Below are 24862 nucleotides of genomic sequence, written 5' to 3'. Positions count from 1 at the left end.
GGCCTCACGATAGCTTCCTCCTATGGAATCCAGCTGGACCATGTCTTGGACCGATTGGCCCGTTCGGCCCTAGCGTCTTGTGCCATGGCTCTGGCAACGCGGACGGACCGACGGCCGTCCATGGCGCGCACGATGTGGGACTCCTCCGTCGGCAAGAAGACCGTGATGGCCGTCAGCGGCGTGATCATGCTCCTGTACCTGGTCGCCCACGTCATCGGGAACCTGAAGATCTTCTTCGGCGCGGGGGAGTTCAACCACTACGGGCACTGGCTGCGCACGGTCGGCGAACCCTTCATGCACTACGAGTGGACGCTCTGGCTGATCCGGGTCGTCCTCCTCGCCGCCGTGGTCGCCCACGCCACCTCCGCCTACCAGCTCAGCCGCCGCGACATCAGGGCACGGCCCAGCAAGTACGTGCACAAGAAGCCCCGGGCCGGCTACGCGACCCGCACCATGCGCTGGGGCGGCGTCATCCTCGGTCTGTTCATCGTCTGGCACGTCCTCGACCTGACCACCGGCACCGTGCACCCCGGCGGCTTCCAGGAGGGCCACCCGTACCAGAACGTCGTGGACACCTTCTCCACCTGGTACGGCAACGTCGTCTACATCGTCGCGATGCTGGCGCTCGGCCTGCACATCCGGCACGGATTCTGGAGCGCCGCCCAGACCCTCGGTGTCGGCAGCCGGAGGCGCGACCGCGCCCTGAAGACCCTCGCGAACGTCCTCGCGCTGCTGCTCACGGCCGGCTTCGTCGCCGTACCCGTGGGCGTCATGACCGGAGTGGTGAGCTGACATGACGACCTACGCCGACTACGCGACCGGCACGCCGGTCACCGACACCAAGGCCCCCGCCGGCCCGATCCACGAACGCTGGGACAAGCGCCGCTTCGAGGCCAAGCTGGTCAACCCCGCCAACCGCCGCAAGCACACGGTCATCGTCGTGGGCACCGGCCTCGCCGGCGGCTCCGCGGGCGCCACCCTCGCCGAACAGGGCTACCGCGTCGTCCAGTTCTGCTACCAGGACTCCCCGCGCCGCGCCCACTCCATCGCCGCGCAGGGCGGCATCAACGCGGCGAAGAACTACCGCAACGACGGCGACTCCATCCACCGCCTGTTCTACGACACCGTCAAGGGCGGCGACTTCCGGGCCCGCGAGTCCAACGTGCACCGGCTCGCCCAGATCTCGGTCGAGATCATCGACCAGTGCGTGGCCCAGGGCGTGCCGTTCGCCCGCGAGTACGGCGGCCTGCTCGACACCCGCTCCTTCGGCGGCGTCCAGGTCTCCCGCACCTTCTACGCCCGCGGCCAGACGGGGCAGCAGCTGCTCCTCGGCGCCTACCAGGCCCTCAGCAGGCAGATCGCCGCGGGCAACGTGGAGATGCACCCGCGCACCGAGATGCTCGACCTGATCGTCGTCGACGGGCGGGCCCGCGGAATCGTCGCCCGGGACCTGATCACCGGGAAGATCGACACGTACTTCGCGGACGCCGTCGTCCTCGCCTCCGGCGGCTACGGCAACGTCTTCTACCTGTCGACCAACGCCATGAACTCCAACGCGACCGCCGTCTGGCGGGCGCACCGGCGAGGCGCCTACTTCGCCAACCCCTGCTTCACCCAGATCCACCCGACCTGCATCCCGCGCACCGGCGACCACCAGTCCAAGCTCACGCTGATGAGCGAGTCGCTGCGCAACGACGGCCGCATCTGGGTGCCGAAGGCCCAGGGCGACACCCGCCCGCCGAACGAGATCCCCGAGGACGAGCGCGACTACTACCTGGAGCGCATCTACCCGTCCTTCGGCAACCTCGTGCCCCGCGACATCGCCTCCCGCGCCGCGAAGAACGTCTGCGACGAGGGCAGGGGAGTGGGCCCCGGCGGACAGGGCGTCTACCTGGACTTCGCCGACGCCATCCGGCGCATGGGCCGCAAGGCCGTCGAGGCCAGGTACGGCAACCTCTTCGACATGTACCAGCGGATCACCGACGAGGATCCGTACGAGGTGCCGATGCGGATCTACCCGGCCGTGCACTACACGATGGGCGGCCTGTGGGTCGACTACGACCTCCAGACCACCATCCCCGGCCTGTTCGCCATCGGCGAGGCCAACTTCTCCGACCACGGCGCCAACCGGCTCGGCGCGTCCGCGCTGATGCAGGGCCTCGCCGACGGCTACTTCGTGCTGCCGGCCACCATCAACGACTACCTGGCCCGCAACCCGCACCAGGACCCGGTCACCGACGCACACCCCGTCGTCCAGGAGGTGCTGGCCGAGACCGAGGACCGGATCAACCTGCTGCTGGCCGTCGACGGCGACCGCACCCCCGACTCCTTCCACCGCGAACTCGGCGAACTGATGTGGGAGTTCTGCGGCATGGCCCGCTCCGACACGGGCCTGCGCAAGGCCCTGGAACGCATCCCCCAGATCCGCGAGGAGTTCTGGCGGCGCATCAAGGTGCCCGGCTCCGGCGAGGAGTTCAACCAGTCCCTGGAGAAGGCCAACCGCATCGTCGACTACCTGGAGCTCGCCGAGCTGATGTGCCTCGACGCACTGCACCGCACCGAGTCCTGCGGCGGCCACTTCCGCGAGGAGTCCCAGACCCCGGACGGCGAGGCCGCCCGCAAGGACGACGCGTTCTCCTACGCCGCCGCCTGGGAGTTCACCGGCACCGGCGAGGCACCCGTCCTGCACAGGGAAGACCTGGTCTTCGAGTACGTCCACCCCACCCAGCGGAGCTACGCATGAAGCTCACCCTGCGCGTCTGGCGGCAGAAGAACGCCGACGCCGAAGGAGCGATGTCCACCTACGAGGTGGACGACATCTCGCCCGACATGTCCTTCCTGGAGATGCTGGACGTCCTCAACGAACAGCTCATCCTCGCCGGGGAGGAGCCGGTCGCCTTCGACCACGACTGCCGCGAGGGCATCTGCGGCGCGTGCAGCCTGGTCATCAACGGCGACGCGCACGGGCCGGAGCGCACCACGACCTGCCAGCTGCACATGCGGTCCTTCCGGGACGGCGACACGATCGACATCGAGCCGTGGCGGGCGTCCGCCTTCCCGGTGATCAAGGACCTGGTGGTGGACCGGTCGGCGTTCGACCGGATCATCCAGGCCGGCGGCTACATCACCGCGCCGACCGGATCCGCGCCGGAGGCCCACGCCACGCCGGTGCCGAAGGCCGACGCCGACTTCGCGTTCGAGCACGCCGAGTGCATCGGGTGCGGGGCGTGCGTGGCCGCCTGCCCGAACGGGGCGGCGATGCTGTTCACCTCCGCCAAGGTCAACCATCTCAACGTGCTGCCCCAGGGGGCGCCCGAGCGGGAGACGCGGGTGCTGGACATGGTGGCCCGGATGGACGCGGAGGGATTCGGCGGGTGCACGCTGACCGGTGAGTGCGCCACCGCCTGCCCCAAGGGCATTCCGCTGATGTCGATCACCAGCATGAACAAGGAGTGGCTGCGGGCCACCCGGAAGGCGGGCAAGCGGTAGCGGTCACCACCTCAAGGACGTTCGCCGGACGGAGGCGGGCGGGCGGGGCCGGGAGTGGTGCTCCCCGGCCCCGTCTGGTGTCCCGGGCCCTTGTAGGCTCCGCGCATGATCTTCGGAAACAAGGGGAGGGAGCGGTTCCTCGACGCCGTAGCCGGTTTCGAGGCCGCTGTCCGCGCACGGGACGCCGACCGGTCGCAGCAGTGCTTCCAGGACCTGCACCGGTTCTTCGGCGAGGCGGCCGACCAGGAGTTCCACCAGGCCGGGCCACGGCTCGCCGGAATCCTCGACGAGGTGCCGCCCGGCCCCCGCGCCACCGTCGCCGTGATCGTCGGCGCCTGCGTCGAGCGCGGCGCCGACCCCTCCGCGTGCGGGCCGTACGTCCTCGCCGGGCTGGCCGAGACGCTCGACGGCGCCCGGGAGGCCTGCGAGCGGTGGGAGGCGACCGGCGGCGGGGAGTTCCCCGACCCGGAGGCCGGGGAAGCCCACCCGGACCTCTTCGACCGGGTGGGCGAGGACGCGGCCGTCGCCTGGCTCACCCTGCACCAGTGGGAGATGGCCTCCGTCGCCATGCTCAACCACGCCGCGGTCCGCACCGCCCTCGACGCCGACACGCGCGCCCGCCTCTTCCGGACGCTGCGCTCGGTGGAGGAGGCCTCCGGGCACGACTTCAAGTGCCTGGCCTACGCCCTGCTCGTCCTGGACGACGAACCGCTGGTCGTGCTGGACCGCCCCACCGGCACCGGTTACGCGCTGCGCATGAGCGGTATCGGCGACACCTTCCAGCTGCACACCCTGCTCGCCGACGTCCTGATCGGCGGCGGCCACCTGCCCGGCCGCGCCCCCTCCGCCGAGGAGGCGGCCGTCTGCCGCGACCAGCCCGGACACGTGCACACCACCAGCTCCTTCAACCTCGTCACACCCTCCGGCGACTGGGTGTGGAACGAGGGCACCCCCTCGGACATCCCCGTCGTGGACGGCGTACGACTGCTCGTCCTGGACCCGCCGCCGTACGAGCGGAGCTGGCCCGCGGGCCGGTTCTTCCCGCACATGACGGGCGACCTCGTCCTGGAGCGGGTGCTGGACGCGGAGGACTCCGCGCGGCTGCTCGCCGGGTGCGTGACCAAGGACGGCTGACCCCGGCGTTCACCACCCCCACATCCGCTCTCCCGGCACCCGTCACGCGCACGCCAACCGGCCTCGGAAGAACAGGAGCGGCGGGCCGTACGCACCCGGTCCGCCGCTCCCGTCGCCGACCCGGCCCGTGCCCAGGAGAGAGCCATGACCGGCGTGACCACCCTCGACCGCCCCCCGCAGCCCGCGGCACCCACCCGCTACACCGTCACCCTCGCCCGTGACGAGGCCGACGTGCGTGCCGCGCAGCGGCTGCGGCACGACGTCTTCGCCGGGGAGATGGGGGCCCTGCTGGCCACCGCCGAGCCGGGGCACGACGTCGACGCCTTCGATGCCTACTGCGACCACCTCCTCGTCCGCGAGGAGGTGACCGGGCAGGTCGTCGGCACCTACCGGCTGCTGCCCCCGGAGCGGGCCGCGGTCGCCGGCCGGCTCTACTCCGAGGGCGAGTTCGACCTCACCGCGCTCGACGCGATCCGGCCCGGCCTGGTCGAGGTCGGCCGCTCCTGCGTCCACCCCGGCCACCGCGACGGCGCCGTCATCGGCCTGATCTGGGCCGGCATAGCCCGCTACATGACCGACCGCGGCCACGAGTGGCTGGCGGGCTGCTGCTCCGTACCGCTCGCCGACGGCGGCACTCTCGCCGCCGGTACCTGGGAGCGGGTGCGCGGCAAGCACCTGGCGCCCGAGGAGTTCCGGGTCCGCCCGCTGCTGCCCTGGGTCCCGAACGCCGGGGCCCCGGCCGGCCGCACCGACCTCCCGGCGCTGCTGCGCGGCTACCTCCGGCTGGGCGCCTGGGTCTGCGGGGAACCCGCGCACGACCCCGACTTCGGGGTCGCCGACCTGTACGTCCTGCTGTCGATGCGCCGGGTCAACCCGCGCTACCTGCGGCACTTCCTCTCCCTCGTCCCGGCCTGATGAGCGTCTGGCTGCCCACCGCGCCCTGCACCCCGGGCGCCTGCGTGGAGCCGGCCGGGGCCGCCGCGGCCGTACCCCGTGCCGTGCTGCGGCTGACCGCGGTCGCGGTCCTGCTGCTGGCCGGGGTCGCGCTGTCCCCGCTCGGCGGGAGGATCCCCGCCGAGTGGGTCGGGCGCTGGTGCCGGATGATCGTGCGGGCCATGGGGGTCCGGGTCCGCGTCACCGGCGCCGCCCCGCCGGACGGCGGGCTGCTGCTGGTCGCCAACCACGTGTCCTGGCTGGACATCCCGCTGCTCACCGCCGTACGCCCGGCCCGGATGCTCGCCAAGACCGAGGTGCGGCAGTGGCCGGTGGCGGGCGCGCTCGCGGCGCGCGGCGGGGCCCTGTTCATCGAACGGGACCGGCTGCGCGCCCTGCCCGGCACGGTCGCCGAGATCGCCGGCGCCCTCGGCGCGGGCGCGGCCGTGACCGCCTTCCCCGAGGGCAGCACCTGGTGCGGGCGCGCCCACGGCCGCTTCCGCCGGGCCGTGTTCCAGGCCGCGCTGGACGCGGGTGTGCCCGTCCAGCCGGTCGGCCTGCGCTACCGGCAGCAGGGCGGCGGCCCCGGCACCGCGGCGGCCTTCGTCGGCGAGGACACCCTGCTGGCCTCCCTGTGGCGGGTGGCCCGGACCCGGAGGCTGGTCGCCGAGGTGGAGGTCCACCCGCTGATCCGGCCGGGCACCCACCCCGACCGCCGCTCCCTCGCCCGTGCGGCCCAGCCGACCGCCCCCGAACCCGCCTGGACCCATACCGCCCTGGTCGCGAGCGCGCTCCAGGGCTCGGACGACCGGCTCGGCCGGCCGTCCACAGGCCCGCACGACGGCCGGACGCCGGTCCTTCAGCTCCCCGTGCGCTGACGGGAGCGTGGACCACCAGGGGCTCAGGGCATGACCCGTGCCAGATACGGCCCGGTGGCGCTGCCCTCCGCGCGGGCCACCCGGGCCGGCGGGCCGGCCGCCACGATCCGCCCGCCCCGGTCGCCGCCGCCCGGGCCGAGGTCGATCACCCAGTCGGCGCCCGCGACCACCGTCATGTCGTGTTCCACCACGACGACCGTGTGCCCGGCGTCGACCAGCCCGTGCAGCCGGTCCATCAGCACGTCCACATCGGCCGGGTGCAGTCCGGTCGTCGGTTCGTCCAGCACGTACAGGGTGTGGCCCCGGCGCCCGCGCTGGAGTTCGCTCGCCAGCTTGATCCGCTGCGCCTCCCCGCCGGACAGCTCGGTCGCGGGCTGGCCGAGCCGCAGATAGCCGAGGCCCACGTCGAGCAGGGTGCCGAGGCTGCGGGCGGCGGCCGGTGTGTCCGCGAAGAACTCCGCGGCGGCCTCCACGGTCAGGTCCAGCACGTCGGCGATGCTGTGCCCCCGGTATTCCACCTGGAGCGTCCGCGGGTTGTAGCGGGCGCCGCCGCAGTCGGGGCACGGCGCGTAGGTGCTGGGCAGGAACAGCAGCTCCACGCTGACGAATCCCTCGCCCTGGCAGGTCTCGCAGCGTCCGCCGGCCACGTTGAAGGAGAACCGCCCCACCCCGTACCCGCGTGCCCGCGCCTCCTCGGTGCCGGCGAACACCTTCCGTACGACGTCGAACAGGCCCGTGTAGGTGGCCAGGTTGGACCGCGGGGTACGTCCGATGGGCTTCTGGTCGACCCGGACCAGGCGCTCGACACCCGGCACGTCCTCGGTCAACTCGCCGATGAGCGTGGACTTCCCGGACCCGGAGACGCCGGTGACCGCGGTGAACGCGCCGACGGGGAACCGGGCCGTCACCCCGCGCAGGTTGTGCCGGGTCACCGGACCCACCGTCAGCCAGCCGCGCGGCTCCCGGACCTCGCGGGCCGGCCCGGGCGACTCGTCGAAGAGGAACACGGCCGTCGCCGACTCCGCCACCGAGGCCAGCTCGGCCGGCGGCCCGCTGTACAGCACCCGTCCGCCGTGCTCGCCCGCCCCGGGGCCCACGTCGACCACCCAGTCCGCACCGCGCACCACGTCCAGGTGGTGTTCCACCACGAACACCGAGTTCCCGGCCGCCTTGAGCCGCTCCAGCACGGTCAGCAGCGCCTCGGTGTCCGCAGGGTGCAGTCCGGCGGACGGCTCGTCCAGCACGTACACCACGCCGAACAGCCCGGACCGCAACTGGGTGGCGAGCCGCAGCCGTTGCAGCTCGCCCGCCGAGAGGGTGGGAGCGGCCCGGTCCAGACTGAGGTAGCCGAGGCCCAGTTCGACCACCGGCGCGATCCGGGACTTCAGGTCGGCCGTCAGCACCCGGGCCGTCTCGCCGCCGCCGTCGAGCAGCCCCGCCAGGTCGGTCAGCGGCAGCGCGGCCAGCTCGGCGATGGTCCGGCCGCCGAAGGTCACCGCAAGCGCCTCCGGCCGCAGCCGGCTGCCCCCGCAGGCCGGGCAGGGCGCGCTGGTCAGGAAGCGTTCCGCCTTCGCCCTGAGGGTCGCCGACCTGGTGTCGGAGAAGGTCTTGAGGACGTACCGGCGGGCGCTCATGTAGGTGCCCTGGTAGGGCCGTTGGATGCGGTCCGCGTCCCGGACCGGGTGCACGGTGACGACCGGCTGCTCGTCGGTGAACAGGATCCACTCGCGCTGCTCGGCGGGCAGGTCCCGCCAGGGCCGGTCCACGTCGTAGCCGAGCGTGTCCAGGATGTCCCGCAGGTTCTTGCCCTGCCAGGCGCCCGGCCAGGCCGCGACCGCGCCCTCGCGGACGGACAGCGAGGGGTCGGGGACCAGCAGCTCCTCGGTGGTCTCGTGCACCCGGCCCAGACCGTGGCACCCGGGGCAGGCGCCGGCGGCCGTGTTCGGCGAGAACGCGTCCGAATCGAGCCGTTCGGCGCCGGGCGGATAGGTGCCGGCGCGCGAGAACAGCATGCGCAGCGAGTTGGAGAGGTTGGTGACCGTGCCCACCGAGGAACGCGAGGTGGGGGCCGCGCGGCGCTGCTGCAGCGAGACCGCGGGCGGCAGCCCGGTGATCTCACCGACCTTGGGGGCCCCGACCTGGTGGATCAGCCGGCGTGCGTACGGCGCGACCGACTCGAAGTACCGCCGCTGGGCCTCGGCGTAGACCGTGCCGAACGCCAGGGAGGACTTGCCGGAGCCGGAGACGCCGGTGAACACGGCCAGTACGTCGCGGGGGATGTCCACGTCGACGCCCTTGAGGTTGTGCTCACGGGCGCCGCGGACGCGGACGTACGGATCATGTGGGCTGTGCATAGGGGGGAGACTCTAACCGCCCCCCGCGTCACGACTGCGGAGGGGTGTCCCGGTCTTCCCCGAGCTGCCTCTTCAGCTGCTCCTGCGCCGTGTCGACCTGAGAGCTGTACTTGCCCTGCGTCCTGTCGTCCACGAAGTCCCCGGACCTGTCGATGCCCTTGCCGGCCTCGTCCTCGTGCCCCTTGAGCATCTGCTTGAGCTTGTCCATCACGGACATGGCAGCCCTCCTCGTCGCTTCCAGGCTTGCCCTCCCAGGGTCACCGCCGCCGGCCGGGATCGCATCTCGGGCCGCTCACCGCCCGGGCGCGAAGAGCGCGGCGAGCCGCCGGTAGGAGTCCAGCAGGGCCGTACGGTCGTAGGTGCTGGTGGTGACGAGCACCTCCTCCGCGCCCGTCTCCTTCAGCACCGTCTCCAGCTCGTGGGCGACCTGCTCCGCGGTGCCGGCGATGTGTCCGGCGAGAGCGGACTCGTAGAAGCCCCGTTCCCTCGCGGTCATCGTGCGGGCCTCGACCTCCTCGGCGGGGGCGAGCGGCGGGAAGGTGCCGTGCGTGCGGGAGTACGCCATCGACCAGGCCTCGGGGACCAGCAGCCGGCGCGCCTCGGCCGCGGTGCCGGCGACGGCGACCGTGCCGGAGACCACCACGTACGGCTCGGCGGCCCAGGGGGAGGGGCGGAACAGGGAACGGTACTGGTCGATCCCGCGCAGCATCTTCTCGCGGCCGCGCAGGTCGCCGATGACCACGGGCAGGCCCGCGCGGGCCGCGATCTTCGCGCCCTCGCCCATGGCCAGCACGAACGGCGGCACGCTCAGGCCCTCCGCGGGACGCGCGTGCACCCCGGCCGGCGAGCCGCCCGTGAACCAGTCCAGCAGTTCCCCGAGCTGTGCCGCGAAGTCCTCGGCGTCCCCCTTGTCCCGGCCGAGCGCCCTGCGCACCCCGTCCGTGAAGCCGACGGAGCGGCCGAGCCCCATGTCGATGCGCCCCGGGAACAGCGCCTCCAGCACCCCGAACTGCTCGGCGACGACCAGGGGCCGGTGGTTGGGGAGCATGACCCCGCCGGTGCCGACCCGGATGGTGCGGGTGGCCGCGGCGACCGCGGCGGCCAGCACGGTCGGCGCGGAGCCGGCCACCCCCGGCACCCCGTGGTGCTCGGAGACCCAGAACCGGTGGTAGCCCAGCGCCTCCGCCTCCCGGGCCAGCGCGACGGTGTCCCGCAGCGCCTCGGCGGGCGGGTGGCCCTCACGGGTGCGGGAGCGGTCGAGGACGGAGAACCGGGTCCGGCTGATCACTGAGCTGCTCACGCAAGGGTTCAACGCCCTGACGGGCCGGGGATTCCCGCGCAGGTCCAGATCGAGGTGTTGGGCATGAGGCCTCCAGAATGTTCGACGGCTCCGTCGTCCTCCGGTCGCCGTCGGCGGCGCGGAGGTTGCCGGGATCTCCGGGCTGGCTAGGGTGACCGGTGTGACAGACAGCAGCCGGCGCCCGCTCGCCGTGTTCGACCTCGACAACACGCTGGCCGACACCGCGCACCGCCAGCACTTCCTGGAGAGCCGGCCGCGCGACTGGGACGCGTTCTTCGCCGCCGCGCCCCAGGACCCGCCGATCGCCGAGGGCGTGGCGATGGCCGTGGAGAGCGCCCGCGCGTGCGAGGTCCTCTACCTCACCGGCCGCCCCGAGCGGTGCCGCCGGGACACGCTGGACTGGCTCGCTGCCCACGGCCTGCCCGAGGGGCGCGTGTTCATGCGGAGCAACGCCGACCGCCGGCCGGCCCGGTTCACCAAGCTGGAGATCCTGCGCCGGCTCGCCCGGGACCGGGAGATCCGGGTGTTCGTGGACGACGACGAGCTGGTGTGCGACGACGCGGAACGCGCCGGGTTCACCGTCGTACGGGCCCGCTGGGCGGCGCGGTCGGCCGCGCTCCAGGAGGCGCAGGAGCGGGAGGGGCGTACCTGACCGGGCGGGTCACTCGCCGTCCTCGATTCTGACCGGCCGGGTCACTCGCCGTCCTCGATGCGGAAGCCCACCTTGAGGCACACCTGCCAGTGCTCGACCTGCCCGTTCGCCAGCTGGCCGCGGATCTGCGTCACCTCGAACCAGTCGAGGTTGCGCAGGGTCTGGCCGGCGCGTTCGATGCCGTTGCGGATGGCCTGGTCGACGCCCTCGTGGGAGCTGCCGACGATCTCGGTGAGCCGGTAGGTGTGGTGGGTCATGAGGGGGCTCCTCTCCGCGCGTGTGTCACGCCGTACTCCACCGTGCCGCATCCCCGCCCGGCCCGCACGGCGTCACGGCCGAACCGCCGGTAGCCCTTGACCTCCGCATTGGTCCATACCAAAATCCAGCACACCCGTACGAGCCCCACGCTCGTCCCCCCACGTCGGGCCCCCCTTCCCTGTCCCAGCACTCCCGCCAGACAGAACAGGACCCCTCGTGAGACGTCGTCTGCTCGCCCTCGTCTGTGTCACCGGAACCCTCGTCAGCGCCTGCGGGATGCTCCCCGGCGACCACGAGCGGAAGACCGTCACCGTGTGGCTGATGAAGGACAGCGCCTCCCGGGAGTTCCTGCAGCGGTTCACCGAGGACTTCGAACGCACCCACGAGGACCTGCGTCTCGACATCCGCATCCAGGACTGGACCGGCATCGTCGAGAAGGTCCGCACCGCGCTCAAGGCGGACTCCGGCGACGGCCCGGACGTCATCGAGGTCGGCAACACCCAGGTGCCGCTGTACGCGGACGGCGGCCGGCTCGTGGACCTCACCCTGGAGTCGATGCGGGACTGGGGCAAGGAGAAGTGGCTGCCCGGCCTCGCCCAGCCCGGCAAGGACGGCAACAAGCAGTACGGCATCCCCTGGTACGCGGCCAACCGCGTCGTCATCTACCGCAAGGACCTGTTCGAGCAGGCCGGCATCACCCGCCCGCCCGAGACCCGCGACGCATGGCTCACCGCCACCGAGAAGCTCGACTCCGGCGGCAACCAGGGCATCTATCTCGCCGGACAGGACTGGTACACGCTCTCCGGCTTCATCTGGGACGAGGGCGGCGACCTCGCCCGGGAGAAGGACTACGCCTGGCAGGGCACCCTGGACACCCCGGCCGCCCTGCGCGGCATGGACTTCTACCGCAGGCTCCAGGCGCTCGGCCGGGGACCCGCGGACGCCGACGAGGAACACCCGCCCCAGGCCGGGGTGTTCGCCGAGGGCCGGGTCGCGCAGATCGTCGCCGTGCCAGGGCTCGCCCAGTCGATCGTGCGGAAGAACCCGGAACTGAAGGGCAGGCTCGGCTTCTTCCCCGTGCCCGGCAGGACCGCCGGGCGGCCCGGCGCCGTCTTCACCGGCGGTTCCGACCTGGTCGTCCCGCGCAACACCGACGACCAGTTCGCCGCGACCGCCGTCGTCGCGGCGCTCACCGGAGCCACATGGGACACCGAACTCGCCCGCACCATGAACTACGTGCCCAACAAGACCACACTGGCCGGCGCGGTCGCGGGCGAGGAGGGGGTCGCCGCCATGGCCGCGGGCGCGGCGCACGGCAGGGCGACCCCCCACACCCCTCAGTGGGCCGACGTGGAGGCCGACAACCCGATCAAGGAGTACATGACCCGCGTGCTGAACGGCGCGGACCCGGCGACCGAGGCCCGCCGCGCCTCACGGAAGATCACCGAGGCGCTCGCCCCGGACGTGGGCTGACCGCACGGCCCCGGCCACCGTTCGGACCCCGGTCACCCGGTCACCGGATCACCGGTCACCGGATCACCGGGTCATGGGGTCATCGGGCCACGCTCAGCGACAGCGCGAAGCGGTCCTGTGCGTCCGTCCACCAGTGGGTCAACCCCAGTCCGGCCGCGGCCAGTTCCGCCGTCACACCCTCCTTGCGGAACTTGGCCGACACCTCGGTGCGCAGCTCCTCGCCCGCCGCGAAGTCCACGGCGAGATCCAGGGCGGGCACCTTCACCGTCTGCGCGGTCCGGGAGCGCAGCCGCATCTCGATCCACTCCCGCTCGGCGTCCCACAGAGCCACGTGGTCGAAGGCGTCCGGGTCGAAGTCGGCGCCCAGTTCCCGGTCGACCACGGCCAGCACGTTCTTGTTGAACGCGGCCGTCACCCCGGCCGCGTCGTCGTAGGCCCGGACCAGCACCGACTCGTCCTTGACCAGGTCCGTGCCGAGCAGCAGCCCGTCGCCCGGGGCGAGCAGCGAGCGCACCGAGGCCAGGAACGCGGCGCGTTCGGCGGGCAGCAGGTTGCCGATCGTGCCGCCGAGGAACGCCACCAGCCGGGGCCCCGGCGTCGCGGGCAGGGTCATCGGGGCGGTGAAGTCGGCGATCAGCGCGTGGACGTCGAGGTCCGGGCGTTCCTCGATCAGGGCCTGTCCGGCCTGGACGAGGGCGCTCTCGCTGACGTCGACCGGGACGTAGACGGCGAGCGAGGGGAGGGCCTCGATCAGATAGCGGGTCTTCTCCGAGGAGCCCGAGCCCAGTTCGACCAGGGTGCGGGCACCGCTCGCCGCGGCGATCTCACCGGAGCGGGCGGCGAGGATCTCCCGTTCGGCGCGCGTGGGGTAGTACTCGGGCAGTCCGGTGATCTGCTCGAACAGCTCGCTGCCGCGGGCGTCGTAGAACCACTTCGGCGGCAGCCACTTCGGGGAGGCGGTGAGGCCGTTCAGGACGTCGGCGCGCAGCGCGGCGTCCGTCGCGTCCTCGGGGAGGGTACGGGTGACGTGCAGGGGGCTCAACGGCAGGGCTCCTTCGGGGTTACGGCCGCCGGTTCCTCCAGCGGAGCGAGCAGCACGCCGGCGCGGCTCGCGGTGAGCACGGTGCGGTCGGGGACCTCCTGCCAGAGCGGGTCGTCGTCGTACGGCTCCGAGGCGACGACCGTGCTCCGGCCGGGCTCCGTGCGGTACCAGAGCGAGTCGCCCCAGGCGGTGGCGGCGATCGTGGTTCCGTCGGTCAGCAGCAGGTTGAGACGGGAGGCGGGGGCGGCGACGGCCAGCCGGCGCACCGTTTCGCCCAGGGCCTGGTCGGGTTCGTCGCCGCAGCGCAGCCGGTGCAGGACGAGCGCCCAGACGAACGCCGAGTCGGTGCGGGCCTGGAGCGACAGCAGGTCGACCGGCGGCAGCGCGGGGACCAGGGGCGCGGCCGACTCCGGCCAGCCCGCGATCGCCCCGTTGTGGCTGAACAGCCACCGCCCGGCCGCGAACGGAGCCGCCGCGGCCTCGGCGTCCGCCCCGGCGAGGGTCGCGTCCCGGACGGCCGCGAGCACGGCACCCGAGCGCACGACCCGGGCCAGGTCGGCGAAGGACAGGTCGGCCCAGATCGGCCCGGCCCGCCGGTAGCGGGCCGGGACGGGGTCCTCCGCGGTGTACCAGCCCACGCCGAAACCGTCGGCGTTGACCGTGCCGTGCCGCTGCCGGCGCGGCGCCCACGACTGGCGGACCAGACTGTGCGGGGGCTCCGCGAGGACCCGGCCGAGCGGCTCTTCCGGTCCCAGATAGGCGAGGTGACGGCACATCAGACGGCCTCCGAACGGGCGGTGCGGAAACCGGAGAAGATCTGCCGGCGGATCGGGTAGTCCCAGTTGCGGAACGTGCCCCGGCAGGCCACCGGGTCCACGGCGAACGAACCGCCGCGCAGCACCTTGTGCTCCGGGCCGAAGAACACCTCGGAGTACTCCTTGTACGGGAAGGCCCTGAAGCCCGGGTACGGCAGGAAGTCGCTCGCCGTCCACTCCCACACGTCGCCGATCAACTGGCGTACCCCGAGCGGTGACTCACCGGCCGGGTAGCTGCCGGCCGGGGCGGGCCTCAGGTGCCGCTGGCCCAGGTTGGCGTGCTCCGGTGCCGGGTCGGCGTCACCCCACGGGTAGCGCCGCGAGCGGCCGGTCGCCGGGTCGAAGCGGGCCGCCTTCTCCCACTCCGTCTCGGTGGGCAGCCGCCGGCCGGCCCAGCGGGCGTAGGCGTCCGCCTCGTACCAGCACACGTGCAGCACCGGCTCGTCCGGCGGGACCGGCTCCGTGATCCCGAACCGGCGCCTGAGCCACTGGCCGCCGTCCCGCCGCCAGAACAGCGGGGCCGTGATGGAGTGCTGCCTGATGTGCGCCCAGCCCTCCGGCGTCCACCAGCGTTCGGTGTCGTAGCCGCCGTCCTCGATGAACGCCTGGTACGCCGCGTTCGTCACCGGGGTGGTGTCGATCCAGAACGGCGCCACGTCCCGCGGGTGCGCCGGGCGTTCGTTGTCCAGCGCCCAGGGCTCACTGGAGGTGCCCATGGTGAACGGGCCGCCGGGGACGAGGACTTCGGCCGGACCGGTGAACAGCGGGACCGGCTCCGGGTCCGGGGCGGTCAGGGCCTGCGGCCCCTTCCGCAGCTGATGGGTGATCAGCATGGTCTCGTCGTGCTGCTGTTCGTGCTGGGCGATCATGCCGAAGGCGAAGCCGGCCTCGGTCAGCCGGGCGCCGTGGAAGTCCACCGCCTCCAGCAGGTCCAGCGCCCGGCCGCGCACCTCGGCCGCGTAACGGCGGGCCTCGGCGGGTGGCAGCAGCGGCAGCGAGGGACGTTCGGCCCGCGGATGCTCGAAGGCGTCGTACAGGCCGTCGATCTCGGGCCGCATCGCCTCCCGGCCGCCGACGGCCCGCAGCAGCCACAGCTCCTCCTGGTTGCCGATGTGCGCCAGGTCCCACACCAGCGGGGACATCAGCGGGGAGTGCTGGGCGGTGAGGTCCGGCTCGTCGACGCAGGAGGTCAGCAGCGTGGTGCGGTCCCGGGCGGTGGTCAGGGAGGCCAGCGCGCGCTCCCGCAGCGCCTCCGTGTCCGTCGCCGTGGTCTCCGTCGCCGTGGTCTCCGTCTCGGGGGCGGTCATGTACGGATGTCCTTCCTCCGGTGGGCGGTGGGGGTGCCCCCGGCCGGGCCGGAACGGGGCGGGTCCGCGGCGGGCAGCCGGTCCAGCAGGTCGTCGGCCGGGCAGCGGCCCCGGGCGACGTAGCGGTCCCGGTGGGCCGCCACCGCGTCGGTGATGCGGGTGGTGGCACCGAGCCGGGGCAGCGCCTCCAGGGCCGCCGCGAAACAGGTGTCGGCGGCCTCGCGCAGCTCCGGGTCGGCGAGCCCGTGCCGGGCCGCGTCCACCCACAGCGGGTTGTGCGGTGCGGGGATGTGCAGGGCCCGTTCGGCCAGCGGTTTCACGGCCCGGTAGGCGGTCTCGGTGGCCTGCGGGTCGTCGAACAGCGCCGCCGTCACCGCGAGCGGCACGAGCCAGCCGTCCTCGCCGGGCTGCGCGTCGATCATCCGCAGCTCCAGATGGCCGCGGGGCCGGACCGGCGGGAACAGGGTGGTCAGGTGGTAGTCCAGGTCCGCCCGGGTGGGCGGCCGGGGCCCGCCGGAGCGGGTCCACTCCCGGAAGGTGAGTCCCTCGGGCACCTCCCAGGGCCCGCTGTCCCGGCGGACGCACATCACCGGCGAGTCCAGCACGTGCCGGGCCCAGGCGGCCCGGGGCTCGCCGTCCAGCGGGGGAGCGCCGGCCCGGCCGGCACCGATCTCCCTCCATATCAGCTGCCGGGTGGACTGCCAGCCCGTGGGCCGCCCGCCGACCAGCGGCGAGTTGGCGAACGCGGCCACCAGGACCGCGCCCAGCAGGTGCGCCAGCCGCCAGCGCCGGGCGTGCCCCAGCGGGCCGGGCTCCTCGTGGCCGGCGTCCACGCAGACCTGGACGGACGCCGAGGCGCACATCATGTGCCGGCCGGCCGGACCGGTGCGGTCCAGGCAGGTCTCCATGGCGTCGTAGCGGGGCTCGTGCAGGAACCTGCGCGGGGCGTGCCAGGGGTCGTGGCCGATGCCCGCGAGGCCCAGCCCGTCCTCCGCCAGCACGGCCCGGACGGCGTCCAGGTCGGCGGAGACGGTGTCGACGCACTCCATGAGGGAGGCGGCGGGCGGCGAACTCAGCTCCAGCTGGCCTCCGGGTTCGACGGTGAGCGCCGAACCGAGGGGTACGGCCCGCACGGCGGCGTAGGCCGCTTCGAGCCGTTCGGGTGAGACCGGGAGCTGCGGCAGCTCCAGCGAGTGGACCAGCCACTCCAGCTCGACACCGAGGGTGCGGGGCGGCCCGGTCTTGAAGCAGATGCCCCGGACCAGGGCCTCCACCTCGGCCTCGGTGACGGCGGTGCGGTGCTCCGTACAGTCACCGCCGTCGCTCTGCGTATCGGACATGTCGGGATCCTCCTGAAGTTCCACCATGCCATCGGCCCGGGGTGTGGGCCGGGCATGCGCTCGTCCCACCCAAAACCCTCGAGCCGATTCGCACAAGGGTGCCAACCCGGACGTTCCGGATCCGCCACCTCCGTTTCCCCGTGTGTTTTCCGGGCCGTTGACCGTTCCGGGCGCGGGAAACTCCGTTGCACCGCATCACCAGCATCACCCAGGATGCCTGCATGAGCACGACGGGGGAGACCGCGCGGGCCGCGGTCGTGGCGCCCACGGGGGTGGCGCCGTGAGCGCGCGCCTGCGCGGGATCGCCGAGGAGACGGAACGGATCGTGGCCGCGGGCCGGTACCGGGCGCCGGTGGACGGTCGGGAGAGGGGCGGCCCGGAGACGGGCGGTCGGGAGGTGGTGCTCGCGGACGCGGTCGAGGCCGCGCGGGCGGGCACCCGGATGTTCGGGCCCGCACCGGTCCCGGTGCCGGCGGCACCGCCCGTGAGCGGCACGGTCTTCGAGGTCACCGGCGAGAGCAGCCTGGAGGCGGCCCGCCGCCTGGCCGACGCGTCCGCCCCCGTCGCCGTCCTGAACTTCGCCTCCGCCCGGAACCCGGGCGGCGGGTATCTCAACGGCGCGCAGGCCCAGGAGGAGGCCCTGTGCCGCGCCTCCGCGCTGCACACCTGCCTGCTGACGGCCCGTGCCTTCTACGACCACCACCGCGCCGACCGCGACCCGTTCTACACGGACCGGGTGATCCACTCCCCGGCCGTCCCCGTCTTCCGCGACGACCGGGGCCGGCTGCTCGCCGAGCCGTTCCCGGCCGGCTTCCTGACGGCCGCCGCCCCCAACGCGGGCGTCATCCGGCGTACGGCGCCGGAGCGGGCCGCCGCGATCCCCGGCGCCCTGGCCGAACGCGCCGAGCGCGTCCTGGAGACCGCCGCGGCCCACGGCTACCGGCGCCTGGTCCTGGGGGCCTGGGGCTGTGGCGTCTTCCAGAACGACCCGGCGCAGGTCGCGGGCGCCTTCCGGACGCTGCTGGGGCCCGGCGGGCGGTTCGCCCGCACCTTCGAGCACGTGGTGTTCGGGGTGCTCGACCGGACGCGGGGGGCCGTCGTCCGGGAGGCGTTCGTGCGGGCCTTTCCGTAGCGTCCGGCCGGTGGCCGGTGGCCGGTGGCCGGTGGCCGGTGCCCTATGCCGGTCGCCGGTGCCCGACGGCGGTGGCCGGTGGCCGGGCCGGTCAGGTCCAGCCGTAGCGCTCGTGCAGGCGCCTGCGGACCAGGTCGAAGCGCATACGGTCCAGGGCGCACGCCTCCCGGCGCATACCCTCCTCGTGCAGCCGCAGCACCCGGTCCACGTCCACCCACGAGTCCCGGCCCGAACGGTCCCAGGGCCCGCTGCCGATCGCCACCCACTCGCGGTCCCCGTCGTGCCGCTTGCTGGAGAGCTGCACGGCGAGGAACGTCCCCGCCGCCTCCCGGGCCACGACCAGCACCGGGCGGTCCTTGCCCCGGCCGTCGTTCTCCTCGAAGGGCACCCAGGTCCACACGATCTCCCCGGGATCCGGGTCGCCGTCGTGGGCCGGGGAGTACTCGGTGCGCACCCGGCCGACCTCGCGCGGGTCGGCCTCGGTGGTGGCGTGCGGGCCGCGGCGGCCGGGAACGGTCTCTTCGGTAAACGTGCTCACGGGGGCACCTTAGTGGTCCGCGCAACTCGCGCCGGGCGCCCGTGCCTTGCGCGGCTGCCCGAGCGTCACTCGGCGGCGGCGCCGGGGGTCAGGGCCGGTGTCATGCCGGGGCGCGGACCGATCCGCATGCCCGGACGCCGGCCGTGCACGGTCACGTACGTCAGTCCGGCCGTACCGGCGGTGATGCTGCGGGCGGCGCCGTGCGGCAGCCAGACCAGGGCGCCCTCGGCGACCGGCTCCGCCGCGTCCGGGGTGCCGTTGCCGAGCGTCCCGTCCCCGGCGACGACCAGGACCAGCACGTCCAGCTGCGCCTCGGTGTGCGCCGCGATCCGCGCGCCGGGGGCCAGCCGGACCACGTTCGCGTCGAGCTGACGTCCGCTCTCCGCGAGCTTCCACAGCACGCCGGACGCCGCCGGCGGCGCCTCGGCCAGCGCGCGGATGTCGCACAGGACGCGCGGGTCGGTCGCCGTGCGGCCGGCCGGCATGGTGTCCATCGCGGACGGCGACGTCATCTGGTGTTCCTCTCGCTCCTGCTGTCCTGCCCCACACCGCCCACTTTACAATTAATACAAGTAGGATTCGTGAAAAAGGGGCGGTGGGAGAGGGGTACCGGACGTGAGCACGCGGGAGAGCCCGCGCCGCCGGGAAGTGCTGGACGTGCTGCGTGCCGCGCCCGCGCCGCTCGGCGTCGCGGAGACCGCCGAGCGGATGGGGCTGCACCCCAACAGCGTGCGGTTCCACCTGGACGCCCTGGTGGCCGACGGCCGGGTGGAGCGCCGTACCGAGGCGCCCTCGGGCCGCGGCCGGCCCCGTACCGTCTACACCGCGCGGCCCGGCATGGACCGCGGCGGCCCGCGCGACTACCGGCTGCTCGCCCGCATGCTGCTCAGCCGGTGGGCGACCGCCGACCCGGCCGAGGCCCGGGCGGAGCTGACGGAGGCGGGCCGTTCCTGGGGCCGCTTCCTGACCGATCCCCTCCCGCCGGACGAACCCCCGACGCCCGAGCGGTCGGTCGCCCGGCTGCTCGGCCTGCTGGACGGCCTGGGCTTCGCACCGCAGCCGGAAGGGGGCGAGCACGGGCCGCCGGAGCGGATCCGGCTGCGGCACTGCCCCTTCCTCGAACTCGCCGAGGAGCAAAGCCGGTTGGTGTGTCCGCTCCACCTGGGCCTGATGCAGGGGGCACTGGCGCGGCTGGGCGCACCCGTGACGGCCACCGCGCTGGAACCGTTCGCCGAACCCGACTCCTGCGTGGCCCACCTGGCCGGAGCGCCGGACGGCTGACCCACGCCGACCCCGCCGCGACCCCCTCTCCACCACTCCGCCCCCACCGCAGGAAGGCCCCCGCCCATGCCCCCCGCCGTCGCCGTGGGGGACGCACCGGCCGGGGTCTTCGGCCCGACCGCGGCGGTGGCGGCGCTGCTCGTCGCCCAGCCGGCCGTCGTCCGCCCCCGCCTCAACCGCAGGTCGGACCGGGTCCTCGCGGGCGAGGACCCGCCCCGCTCGCGCAGCCACCTGGGGTACGTGGCGCTGGAGGTGCTCAAGGCCGGTGCCCTGATCGCCCTGGGGTGCAGACGTGCGGCCGGGGCCCCTGGTGAGGGGCCCCGGCCGCGTGTGACAGCGCTTCCTCAGCTCTCCCGGTCCACCGGCACCTTCTGCGGCGGGGGCGACGCCACGCCGTTGAGGGAGGGGGAACCGCCGTTCACCGGCTGTCCGTTGCCGTCCATCGTGGCGAGCAGCTTCCGGGCCAGGCCCAGTCCCGTGCCGCCCATGGTGAGCGCCTTGGCGAACAACTCGCCCATGCCGTCGGCGCCGTTGAGCAGCACCATGTTGTCGACGTTGCCGAAGGCGGACGCGCCGGCCTGGACGATCTCCGGCCACTTCTCCGCGAGTTGCTGGGCGACGACCGCCTCCTGGTTCTCCGCGAGGGCCGCGGCCCGGGCCTTGATGGCCTCCGCCTCGGCCAGACCCTGCGCCCGGGTCGCCTCGGCCTCCGCCAGACCCTTCGCCTGCGCGGCAGCGGCCTCGGCCTCACCGGTGGCCCGGGTGGCGTCGGCGGTCGCCGCGCCCCGGCTCTTGGTCGCCTCCGCCTCGGCCGCCGCGGCGGCCTTCACCCGGGTCGCCTCGGCCGCCGCGGCCAGCTCCGTCTCCTTCGCCTTCGCCTGCGCCGCCGAGATCCGCGCGTCGCGCTCGGCCTCGGCCAGCGTCCGCTTCTCGTACGCCTTGGCGTCGGCCGGCTTGCGGACGTCCGCCTGGAGCTGCTGTTCCCGCCGGTGCGCCTCCAGCTCGGCGACCCGGGTCTCCTGCACGACGACCTCCTGGCGGGCCGCCGCCGCGGCGAGCGGCCCGGCCTGCTGGGCCTTCGCCGCCGCCTTGTCCCGCTCGGCCTGGTAGCCGGCCTGCAGGATCTCGCTGTCCCGGGTGGCCTCGGCCATCCGCGCGAACGACTGCTGCTCGGCCTCCGTGGCCAGCCGGTTCGCCTCCGCCTGCGCGATCCGCGCGTCCCGCTGCACGGCCGCCGCGTGCGGCATGGCCAGGTTCTGGATGTACCCGGTCGGGTCCTCGATCTCGTGGATCTGCAGCGAGTCCACGATCAGGCCGAGCTTCTCCATCTCCGTGCCGCAGGCCGCCCGGGTCTGCCCGGTCAGCTTCTCCCGGTCGCGGATCATGTCCTCGACCGTCAACCCGCCCACGATGGACCGCAGATGACCGGCGAAGACGTTGTGCACCCGCTCCGCCATCAGCCGCTGCTGGTCCAGGAACCGGCGGGCCGCGTTCGCGATCGACACGAAGTCGTCGCCCACCTTGAAGATGACCACGCCCCGCACCTTCAGCGGAATGCCCTGGTGCGTCACGCAGTCCACGTGCAGCTCGGTCTCGTTCAGGTCCAGCGAGAGCCTGCGCACCGCCTGGATCCCGGGCAGCACGAGCGTGCCCCGTCCCGTGACGATGCGGAAGCCCATGCCCTCCTCAAGGCCCTCGGTACGGTGCTTGGACCCGGAGATGACGAGCGCCTCGTTCGGCTCGGCGACCCGCCACATCAGCTTGAACAGACCGATCAACACGAGGACGGCCACGACGACCGTCCCCGCAACGACGCCGACAACCATCGGCATACGCCCCCTTTGCATGGTGCCCGTTCGGCACCGAACGAAGGGAGTGTGCGCCTGCCGGGGCCCGGGGTGAAGACACCGGCGACACCTTGTCACAATCTTGACGCGGACCGCCCTCACCTGGGGCGACGGCTGCTCAACTGTCGTACGCGGCCGTGACGTAGACCGTCCTCGGCGGCAGGTGCTCCACGACCATCACCACCGTCCCGGTCACGATCCGGGCCGTGCCGTCGGCCGGGTAGGCGAGGAAGTGCTCCGCGCCACCGCGCACCCGCACGATCACCTCGCCGACCAGCCCGGGCCCGACCGTCCCCGTCACCCGCCCCATCAGCCCGACCATCGACGCGTCTTCCATGGCCCCAGCGTACGGGCGGAACTTCGTCACGCGACCGGCCTGTCCGCGTCCGCCCGCAGCGGCGGCCACAGCTCGTGCCAGCGCAGCTCCGCCTCCAGCTGCGCGGCCAGGGAGACCAGGAGCGGCTCGCTGTGGGCCGGGCCCAGCAGCTGCGCGCCCACCGGGAGTCCGGGACCGGCGAACCCGGCGGGCACGTTCACGCCCGGCCAGCCGAGGACGTTCCACGGCCAGGCGTACGGGCAGGCGGCGATGATGGCACGGTCCGTGGCCAGCCCGCCGAGCCGGGAGAAGGCGCCGATCCGGGGCGGGGGCACGGCCGTCGTCGGCGCGAGGACCACGTCGTACGACCCGAAGAACGCGCCGATCCGCCGCTGGAGCACCGCCTCGGCGCGCCGGGCCGCCCGCAGCGGGGCCCCGCCCAGCAGCCGGCCGAGCCGGGCCGCCCCCCGGGTGCGCGGGTCGAGCAGCGCGGGGTCGGGAGTCTCGCGGACCCGCTCGGCGATCCCGGCGGTGGCCCGGGGCACGAAGGTCAGCCCGATCCGCCCGTACGGCGGGTCGGCCTCCTCCACCACATGCCCCAACTCCGCCAGTTTCTCGGCGAGTTCGACGACCCTGGCGCGGATCTCCGGGTCCAGCCGGACGGGTACGGCGGTGAACGGCGGCTTCAGGGACAGGGCGACGCGCAGCCGGCCCGGGTCGCGGCCGACCGCGTCCGCCACGGTCAGCGCGGGCGGCCGGTGCGGGTCGCGATCGTGGTTGCCGCTCGCCGCGTCCAGCAGCAGGGCTGCGTCGGCGACCGTCCGGGCCAGGGTGCCGTTGACCGTGATGCCGTGGAAGGACTCGCCCCACGGCCAGGTCGAGATCCGCCCGCGCTGCGGTTTGATGCCGATCAGACGGGTCCAGGAGGCGGGGATGCGCACCGAGCCGGCTCCGTCGGAACCGAGCGCGGCCGGGACGAGCCCCGCGGCGACGGCGGCGGCCGAACCCCCCGAGGAGCCGCCGGGCGTGTGCCCGGTGTCCCACGGGTTGCGGGTCTCCCCGAACGCGGACCCCTCGGTGAACGGCCACTGCCCCAGCTCACACGTGTTCGTCTTGCCGACGATCACCGCGCCGGCCGCGCGCAGCCGCCGTACCGCCTCCCCGTCCGCGGTCACCGGCGGAAACGAACCCGGGCAGCCGAACGCGGTCGGCTCGCCCGCCACGTCCATGTCGTCCTTCACCGCCACCGGCACCCCGAGCAGCGGCTTTCGCACCCCGGCGGCCAACTCCCGGTCGGCGGCGTCCGCTTCGGCGAGCGCGGCCTCGGCCCGTACGATCCGGAAGGCGTTCAGCGTCGGCTGCGTGGCCTCGATCCGGGCCAGCGCCTCCTCCACCAGGGCCCGGGAGGTCACCTCCCCGCCGGCAAGGGCACGCCGGGTCTCCACGAGTCCTGCGGCACGGTCGGCACGGTCGGGCGTCATGGGGGAGCACCTCCGGGAGACTCCGGGCACGATGTCTACCGAACGGTAACCTCAGAGGGGGGTCGGCGTACGGTTTTCGTACTGCGGATGCGCGGATGCGCGGATGCCCGGATGTCCGGACCGCGGCCTCACCGCGCCAGCAGCCGGCGCAGCCACGCGATCCGGGCCGCGCGGGCCGTGCGGGACAGGGCCGCGTCCGGGGCGAGGGCGTCGAAGCCGTGGCAGCCGCCCGGCCAGACGTGGAGTTCGGCCACGCCGCCGGCCTGCCAGATCCGGGACGCGTAGCCGACCACCTCGTCCCGGAAGGTCTCCGCCGAGCCGACGTCCAGGAAGGCCGGGGGCAGGCCGGACAGGTCGGCGGCGCGGGCCGGCGCCGCGTACGGGGAGACCCGGGGGCCGCCCCGGCGGTCGCCGAGCAGGGCCGTCCAGGCCGTCTCGTTGGCCGTGCGGTCCCACAGGCCCCGGCCGGCCATCTGGCGGCTGGAGACGGTGTCGTTGCGGTCGTCCAGCATCGGGCACATCAGCAGCTGACCGAGCGGGCGCGGGCCCCGCCGGTCCCGGGCGAGGAGGGCGAGCGCAGCGGTGAGACCGCCGCCCGCGCTGGCGCCCGCGACGACGATCCGGTCCGGGTGGCCGCCGATCTCCCGCGCGTGCTCCGCGGTCCACAGCAGTCCCGCGTACACGTCCTCGACCGGCGCCGGATGCGGGTGTTCGGGTGCCAGCCGGTACTCCACCGACACCACGACCGCGCCCAGCTCCCGCGCCCACACCAGGGCTTCGGTCACGCCCGCCCGGTTGGTGCCGGCCACCAGGCCGCCGCCGTGCACGTGGTAGATCACCGGCAGTCCGGCCGATGCGGGAGCGGCCGTCGGCCGGCACAGGAGCAGGGAGACACCGGGGGCGCCCTCCGGGCCGGGCACCGTACGGTCCTCCGCCTCGAAGGCGCCCTCCAGCGTGACGTCGATCAGCTCGCCGGCCGCCGCGCCGCGCCGGGCGGCCTCGACGTCGGCCGGCGTGAACCCGGGCGGGATCACGCCCCGGAACGACTCCAGTACGGCGGCGAGTTCCGGGTCGAACGGCGGCGGGACCAGGGACATGGCAGCTCCTCTCCGTGACGCCCGGTGATCCGTTGCCCGAGCAGGCGCGCACCACGCACGCGGTCCTCTGCCGTCTACCCCCTGAGGCCCGGAGGGTGACCTGCCCCAGCGGCCCCAGCGGCCCCAGCGGCCCCAGCGGCCGCAACGGCGGTGCGCCGGGCGGGGCCGAGTGCCGGGCGGCCGGGCGGCCGGGCC

Annotated in this window: 24 protein-coding genes and 1 pseudogene; 11 read left to right on the top strand and 14 right to left on the bottom strand. The window is 73.9% G+C overall.

What is annotated here, in order from left to right; genetic code table 11:
- The first annotated feature begins 120 nt into the window (after nucleotides 1-120).
- The 6 genes from IEZ20_RS17835 to IEZ20_RS17810 all read left to right on the top strand — a co-directional run bounded on the left by IEZ20_RS17835 (nucleotide 121) and on the right by IEZ20_RS17810 (nucleotide 6434).
- Nucleotides 121-792 (top strand): succinate dehydrogenase, encoded by a 672-nt coding sequence (locus tag IEZ20_RS17835; protein WP_189299908.1) that lies wholly within the window; start codon nucleotides 121-123, stop codon nucleotides 790-792.
- Nucleotide 793: 1 nt separating this feature from the next.
- On the top strand, nucleotides 794-2743 hold the full coding sequence (locus tag IEZ20_RS17830; protein WP_189299632.1) for a fumarate reductase/succinate dehydrogenase flavoprotein subunit: 1950 nt from the start codon (nucleotides 794-796) through the stop codon (nucleotides 2741-2743).
- Nucleotides 2740-3489 (top strand): succinate dehydrogenase/fumarate reductase iron-sulfur subunit, encoded by a 750-nt coding sequence (locus IEZ20_RS17825; protein ID WP_189299630.1) that lies wholly within the window; start codon nucleotides 2740-2742, stop codon nucleotides 3487-3489. Before IEZ20_RS17830 ends, IEZ20_RS17825 begins: the two co-directional genes overlap by 4 nt.
- Before the next feature lie 105 nt (nucleotides 3490-3594).
- Nucleotides 3595-4623, top strand: a complete 1029-nt coding sequence (locus IEZ20_RS17820) for a hypothetical protein (RefSeq protein ID WP_189299628.1) — start codon at nucleotides 3595-3597, stop codon at nucleotides 4621-4623.
- 144 nt (nucleotides 4624-4767) lie between these two features.
- The gene (locus IEZ20_RS17815; RefSeq protein WP_189299626.1) at nucleotides 4768-5538 is read left to right on the top strand and encodes a GNAT family N-acetyltransferase; all 771 of its coding nucleotides are present in this window, start codon (nucleotides 4768-4770) and stop codon (nucleotides 5536-5538) included.
- Nucleotides 5538-6434: a lysophospholipid acyltransferase family protein gene (locus IEZ20_RS17810; protein ID WP_189299624.1), complete on the top strand. Its 897-nt coding sequence runs from the start codon at nucleotides 5538-5540 to the stop codon at nucleotides 6432-6434. Before IEZ20_RS17815 ends, IEZ20_RS17810 begins: the two co-directional genes overlap by 1 nt.
- Before the next feature lie 23 nt (nucleotides 6435-6457).
- On the opposite strand, the gene IEZ20_RS17805 is transcribed toward IEZ20_RS17810, so the two are convergent.
- The 3 genes from IEZ20_RS17805 to IEZ20_RS17795 all read right to left on the bottom strand — a co-directional run bounded on the left by IEZ20_RS17805 (nucleotide 6458) and on the right by IEZ20_RS17795 (nucleotide 10088).
- Nucleotides 6458-8788, bottom strand: a complete 2331-nt coding sequence (locus tag IEZ20_RS17805; RefSeq protein WP_189299622.1) for an ATP-binding cassette domain-containing protein — start codon at nucleotides 8786-8788, stop codon at nucleotides 6458-6460.
- A 28-nt stretch (nucleotides 8789-8816) separates the two neighbouring features.
- Nucleotides 8817-9005, bottom strand: a complete 189-nt coding sequence (locus IEZ20_RS17800; RefSeq protein ID WP_189299620.1) for an antitoxin — start codon at nucleotides 9003-9005, stop codon at nucleotides 8817-8819.
- Nucleotides 9006-9080: 75 nt separating this feature from the next.
- The gene (locus tag IEZ20_RS17795; RefSeq protein WP_189299618.1) at nucleotides 9081-10088 is read right to left on the bottom strand and encodes an LLM class flavin-dependent oxidoreductase; all 1008 of its coding nucleotides are present in this window, start codon (nucleotides 10086-10088) and stop codon (nucleotides 9081-9083) included.
- Nucleotides 10089-10248: 160 nt separating this feature from the next.
- Between IEZ20_RS17795 and IEZ20_RS17790 the strand changes: the two genes are divergently transcribed.
- Complete coding sequence (locus IEZ20_RS17790; RefSeq protein ID WP_189299616.1) at nucleotides 10249-10740, top strand: phosphatase domain-containing protein; 492 nt, start codon at nucleotides 10249-10251, stop codon at nucleotides 10738-10740.
- A gap of 41 nt (nucleotides 10741-10781) precedes the next feature.
- Here IEZ20_RS17790 and IEZ20_RS17785 read toward each other — a convergent pair whose 3' ends face one another.
- On the bottom strand, nucleotides 10782-10997 hold the full coding sequence (locus IEZ20_RS17785; protein WP_189299614.1) for a dodecin: 216 nt from the start codon (nucleotides 10995-10997) through the stop codon (nucleotides 10782-10784).
- 217 nt (nucleotides 10998-11214) lie between these two features.
- On the opposite strand from IEZ20_RS17785, the gene IEZ20_RS17780 reads away from it, so the two are divergent.
- Nucleotides 11215-12471, top strand: a complete 1257-nt coding sequence (locus IEZ20_RS17780) for an extracellular solute-binding protein (protein ID WP_189299612.1) — start codon at nucleotides 11215-11217, stop codon at nucleotides 12469-12471.
- Nucleotides 12472-12550: 79 nt separating this feature from the next.
- Here IEZ20_RS17780 and egtD read toward each other — a convergent pair whose 3' ends face one another.
- The 4 genes from egtD to egtA are packed head-to-tail and all read right to left on the bottom strand — an operon-like array spanning nucleotide 12551 to nucleotide 16975.
- Nucleotides 12551-13513: an L-histidine N(alpha)-methyltransferase gene (gene egtD, locus IEZ20_RS17775; protein WP_189299610.1), complete on the bottom strand. Its 963-nt coding sequence runs from the start codon at nucleotides 13511-13513 to the stop codon at nucleotides 12551-12553.
- Nucleotides 13510-14289: an ergothioneine biosynthesis protein EgtC gene (gene egtC, locus IEZ20_RS17770; RefSeq protein WP_189299608.1), complete on the bottom strand. Its 780-nt coding sequence runs from the start codon at nucleotides 14287-14289 to the stop codon at nucleotides 13510-13512. Before egtC ends, egtD begins: the two co-directional genes overlap by 4 nt.
- Nucleotides 14289-15635, bottom strand: a complete 1347-nt coding sequence (egtB, locus tag IEZ20_RS17765) for an ergothioneine biosynthesis protein EgtB (RefSeq protein WP_189299606.1) — start codon at nucleotides 15633-15635, stop codon at nucleotides 14289-14291. Before egtB ends, egtC begins: the two co-directional genes overlap by 1 nt.
- A complete protein-coding gene (egtA, locus tag IEZ20_RS17760) occupies nucleotides 15632-16975 on the bottom strand; it encodes an ergothioneine biosynthesis glutamate--cysteine ligase EgtA (protein ID WP_189299604.1) in 1344 nt (447 codons plus the stop codon). The genes egtB and egtA overlap by 4 nt, the downstream gene beginning before the upstream one ends.
- A gap of 280 nt (nucleotides 16976-17255) precedes the next feature.
- On the opposite strand from egtA, the gene IEZ20_RS17755 reads away from it, so the two are divergent.
- Complete coding sequence (locus IEZ20_RS17755; RefSeq protein ID WP_189299602.1) at nucleotides 17256-18107, top strand: TIGR02452 family protein; 852 nt, start codon at nucleotides 17256-17258, stop codon at nucleotides 18105-18107.
- Nucleotides 18108-18198: 91 nt separating this feature from the next.
- Here the strand turns inward: IEZ20_RS17755 and IEZ20_RS17750 are convergent, their stop codons facing one another.
- Entirely contained in the window at nucleotides 18199-18645 is a 447-nt protein-coding gene (locus IEZ20_RS17750) for a type II toxin-antitoxin system PemK/MazF family toxin (RefSeq protein ID WP_189299600.1), read from the bottom strand.
- 65 nt (nucleotides 18646-18710) lie between these two features.
- Entirely contained in the window at nucleotides 18711-19157 is a 447-nt protein-coding gene (locus tag IEZ20_RS17745; protein WP_189299598.1) for a cupin domain-containing protein, read from the bottom strand.
- Nucleotides 19158-19260: 103 nt separating this feature from the next.
- Here IEZ20_RS17745 and IEZ20_RS17740 point away from each other — a divergent pair, with 103 nt between their 5' ends.
- Together IEZ20_RS17740 and IEZ20_RS39740 are read left to right on the top strand one after the other, a co-directional pair.
- Nucleotides 19261-19926 (top strand): helix-turn-helix transcriptional regulator, encoded by a 666-nt coding sequence (locus tag IEZ20_RS17740; RefSeq protein ID WP_189299596.1) that lies wholly within the window; start codon nucleotides 19261-19263, stop codon nucleotides 19924-19926.
- Nucleotides 19927-20001: 75 nt separating this feature from the next.
- Nucleotides 20002-20211, top strand: a pseudogene (locus IEZ20_RS39740) (hypothetical protein); the annotation flags it as partial.
- Nucleotides 20212-20270: 59 nt separating this feature from the next.
- Here the strand turns inward: IEZ20_RS39740 and IEZ20_RS17735 are convergent.
- The 4 genes from IEZ20_RS17735 to IEZ20_RS17720 all read right to left on the bottom strand — a co-directional run bounded on the left by IEZ20_RS17735 (nucleotide 20271) and on the right by IEZ20_RS17720 (nucleotide 24667).
- Nucleotides 20271-21758, bottom strand: coding sequence for an SPFH domain-containing protein (locus IEZ20_RS17735; protein ID WP_189299594.1), 1488 nt, complete (start codon nucleotides 21756-21758; stop codon nucleotides 20271-20273).
- 133 nt (nucleotides 21759-21891) lie between these two features.
- The gene (locus IEZ20_RS17730; RefSeq protein ID WP_189299592.1) at nucleotides 21892-22110 is read right to left on the bottom strand and encodes an NfeD C-terminal domain-containing protein; all 219 of its coding nucleotides are present in this window, start codon (nucleotides 22108-22110) and stop codon (nucleotides 21892-21894) included.
- A 26-nt stretch (nucleotides 22111-22136) separates the two neighbouring features.
- Nucleotides 22137-23570, bottom strand: a complete 1434-nt coding sequence (locus IEZ20_RS17725) for an amidase (protein ID WP_189299590.1) — start codon at nucleotides 23568-23570, stop codon at nucleotides 22137-22139.
- Nucleotides 23571-23698: 128 nt separating this feature from the next.
- A complete protein-coding gene (locus IEZ20_RS17720; RefSeq protein ID WP_189299588.1) occupies nucleotides 23699-24667 on the bottom strand; it encodes an alpha/beta hydrolase in 969 nt (322 codons plus the stop codon).
- Nucleotides 24668-24862: the final 195 nt, after the last annotated feature.

Origin of the sequence: Streptomyces cinerochromogenes (assembly GCF_014648635.1) — a bacterium.
In the GTDB taxonomy this organism is placed as follows: domain Bacteria; phylum Actinomycetota; class Actinomycetes; order Streptomycetales; family Streptomycetaceae; genus Streptomyces; species Streptomyces cinerochromogenes.
This window is presented reverse-complemented; position numbering and strand designations above follow the sequence as displayed.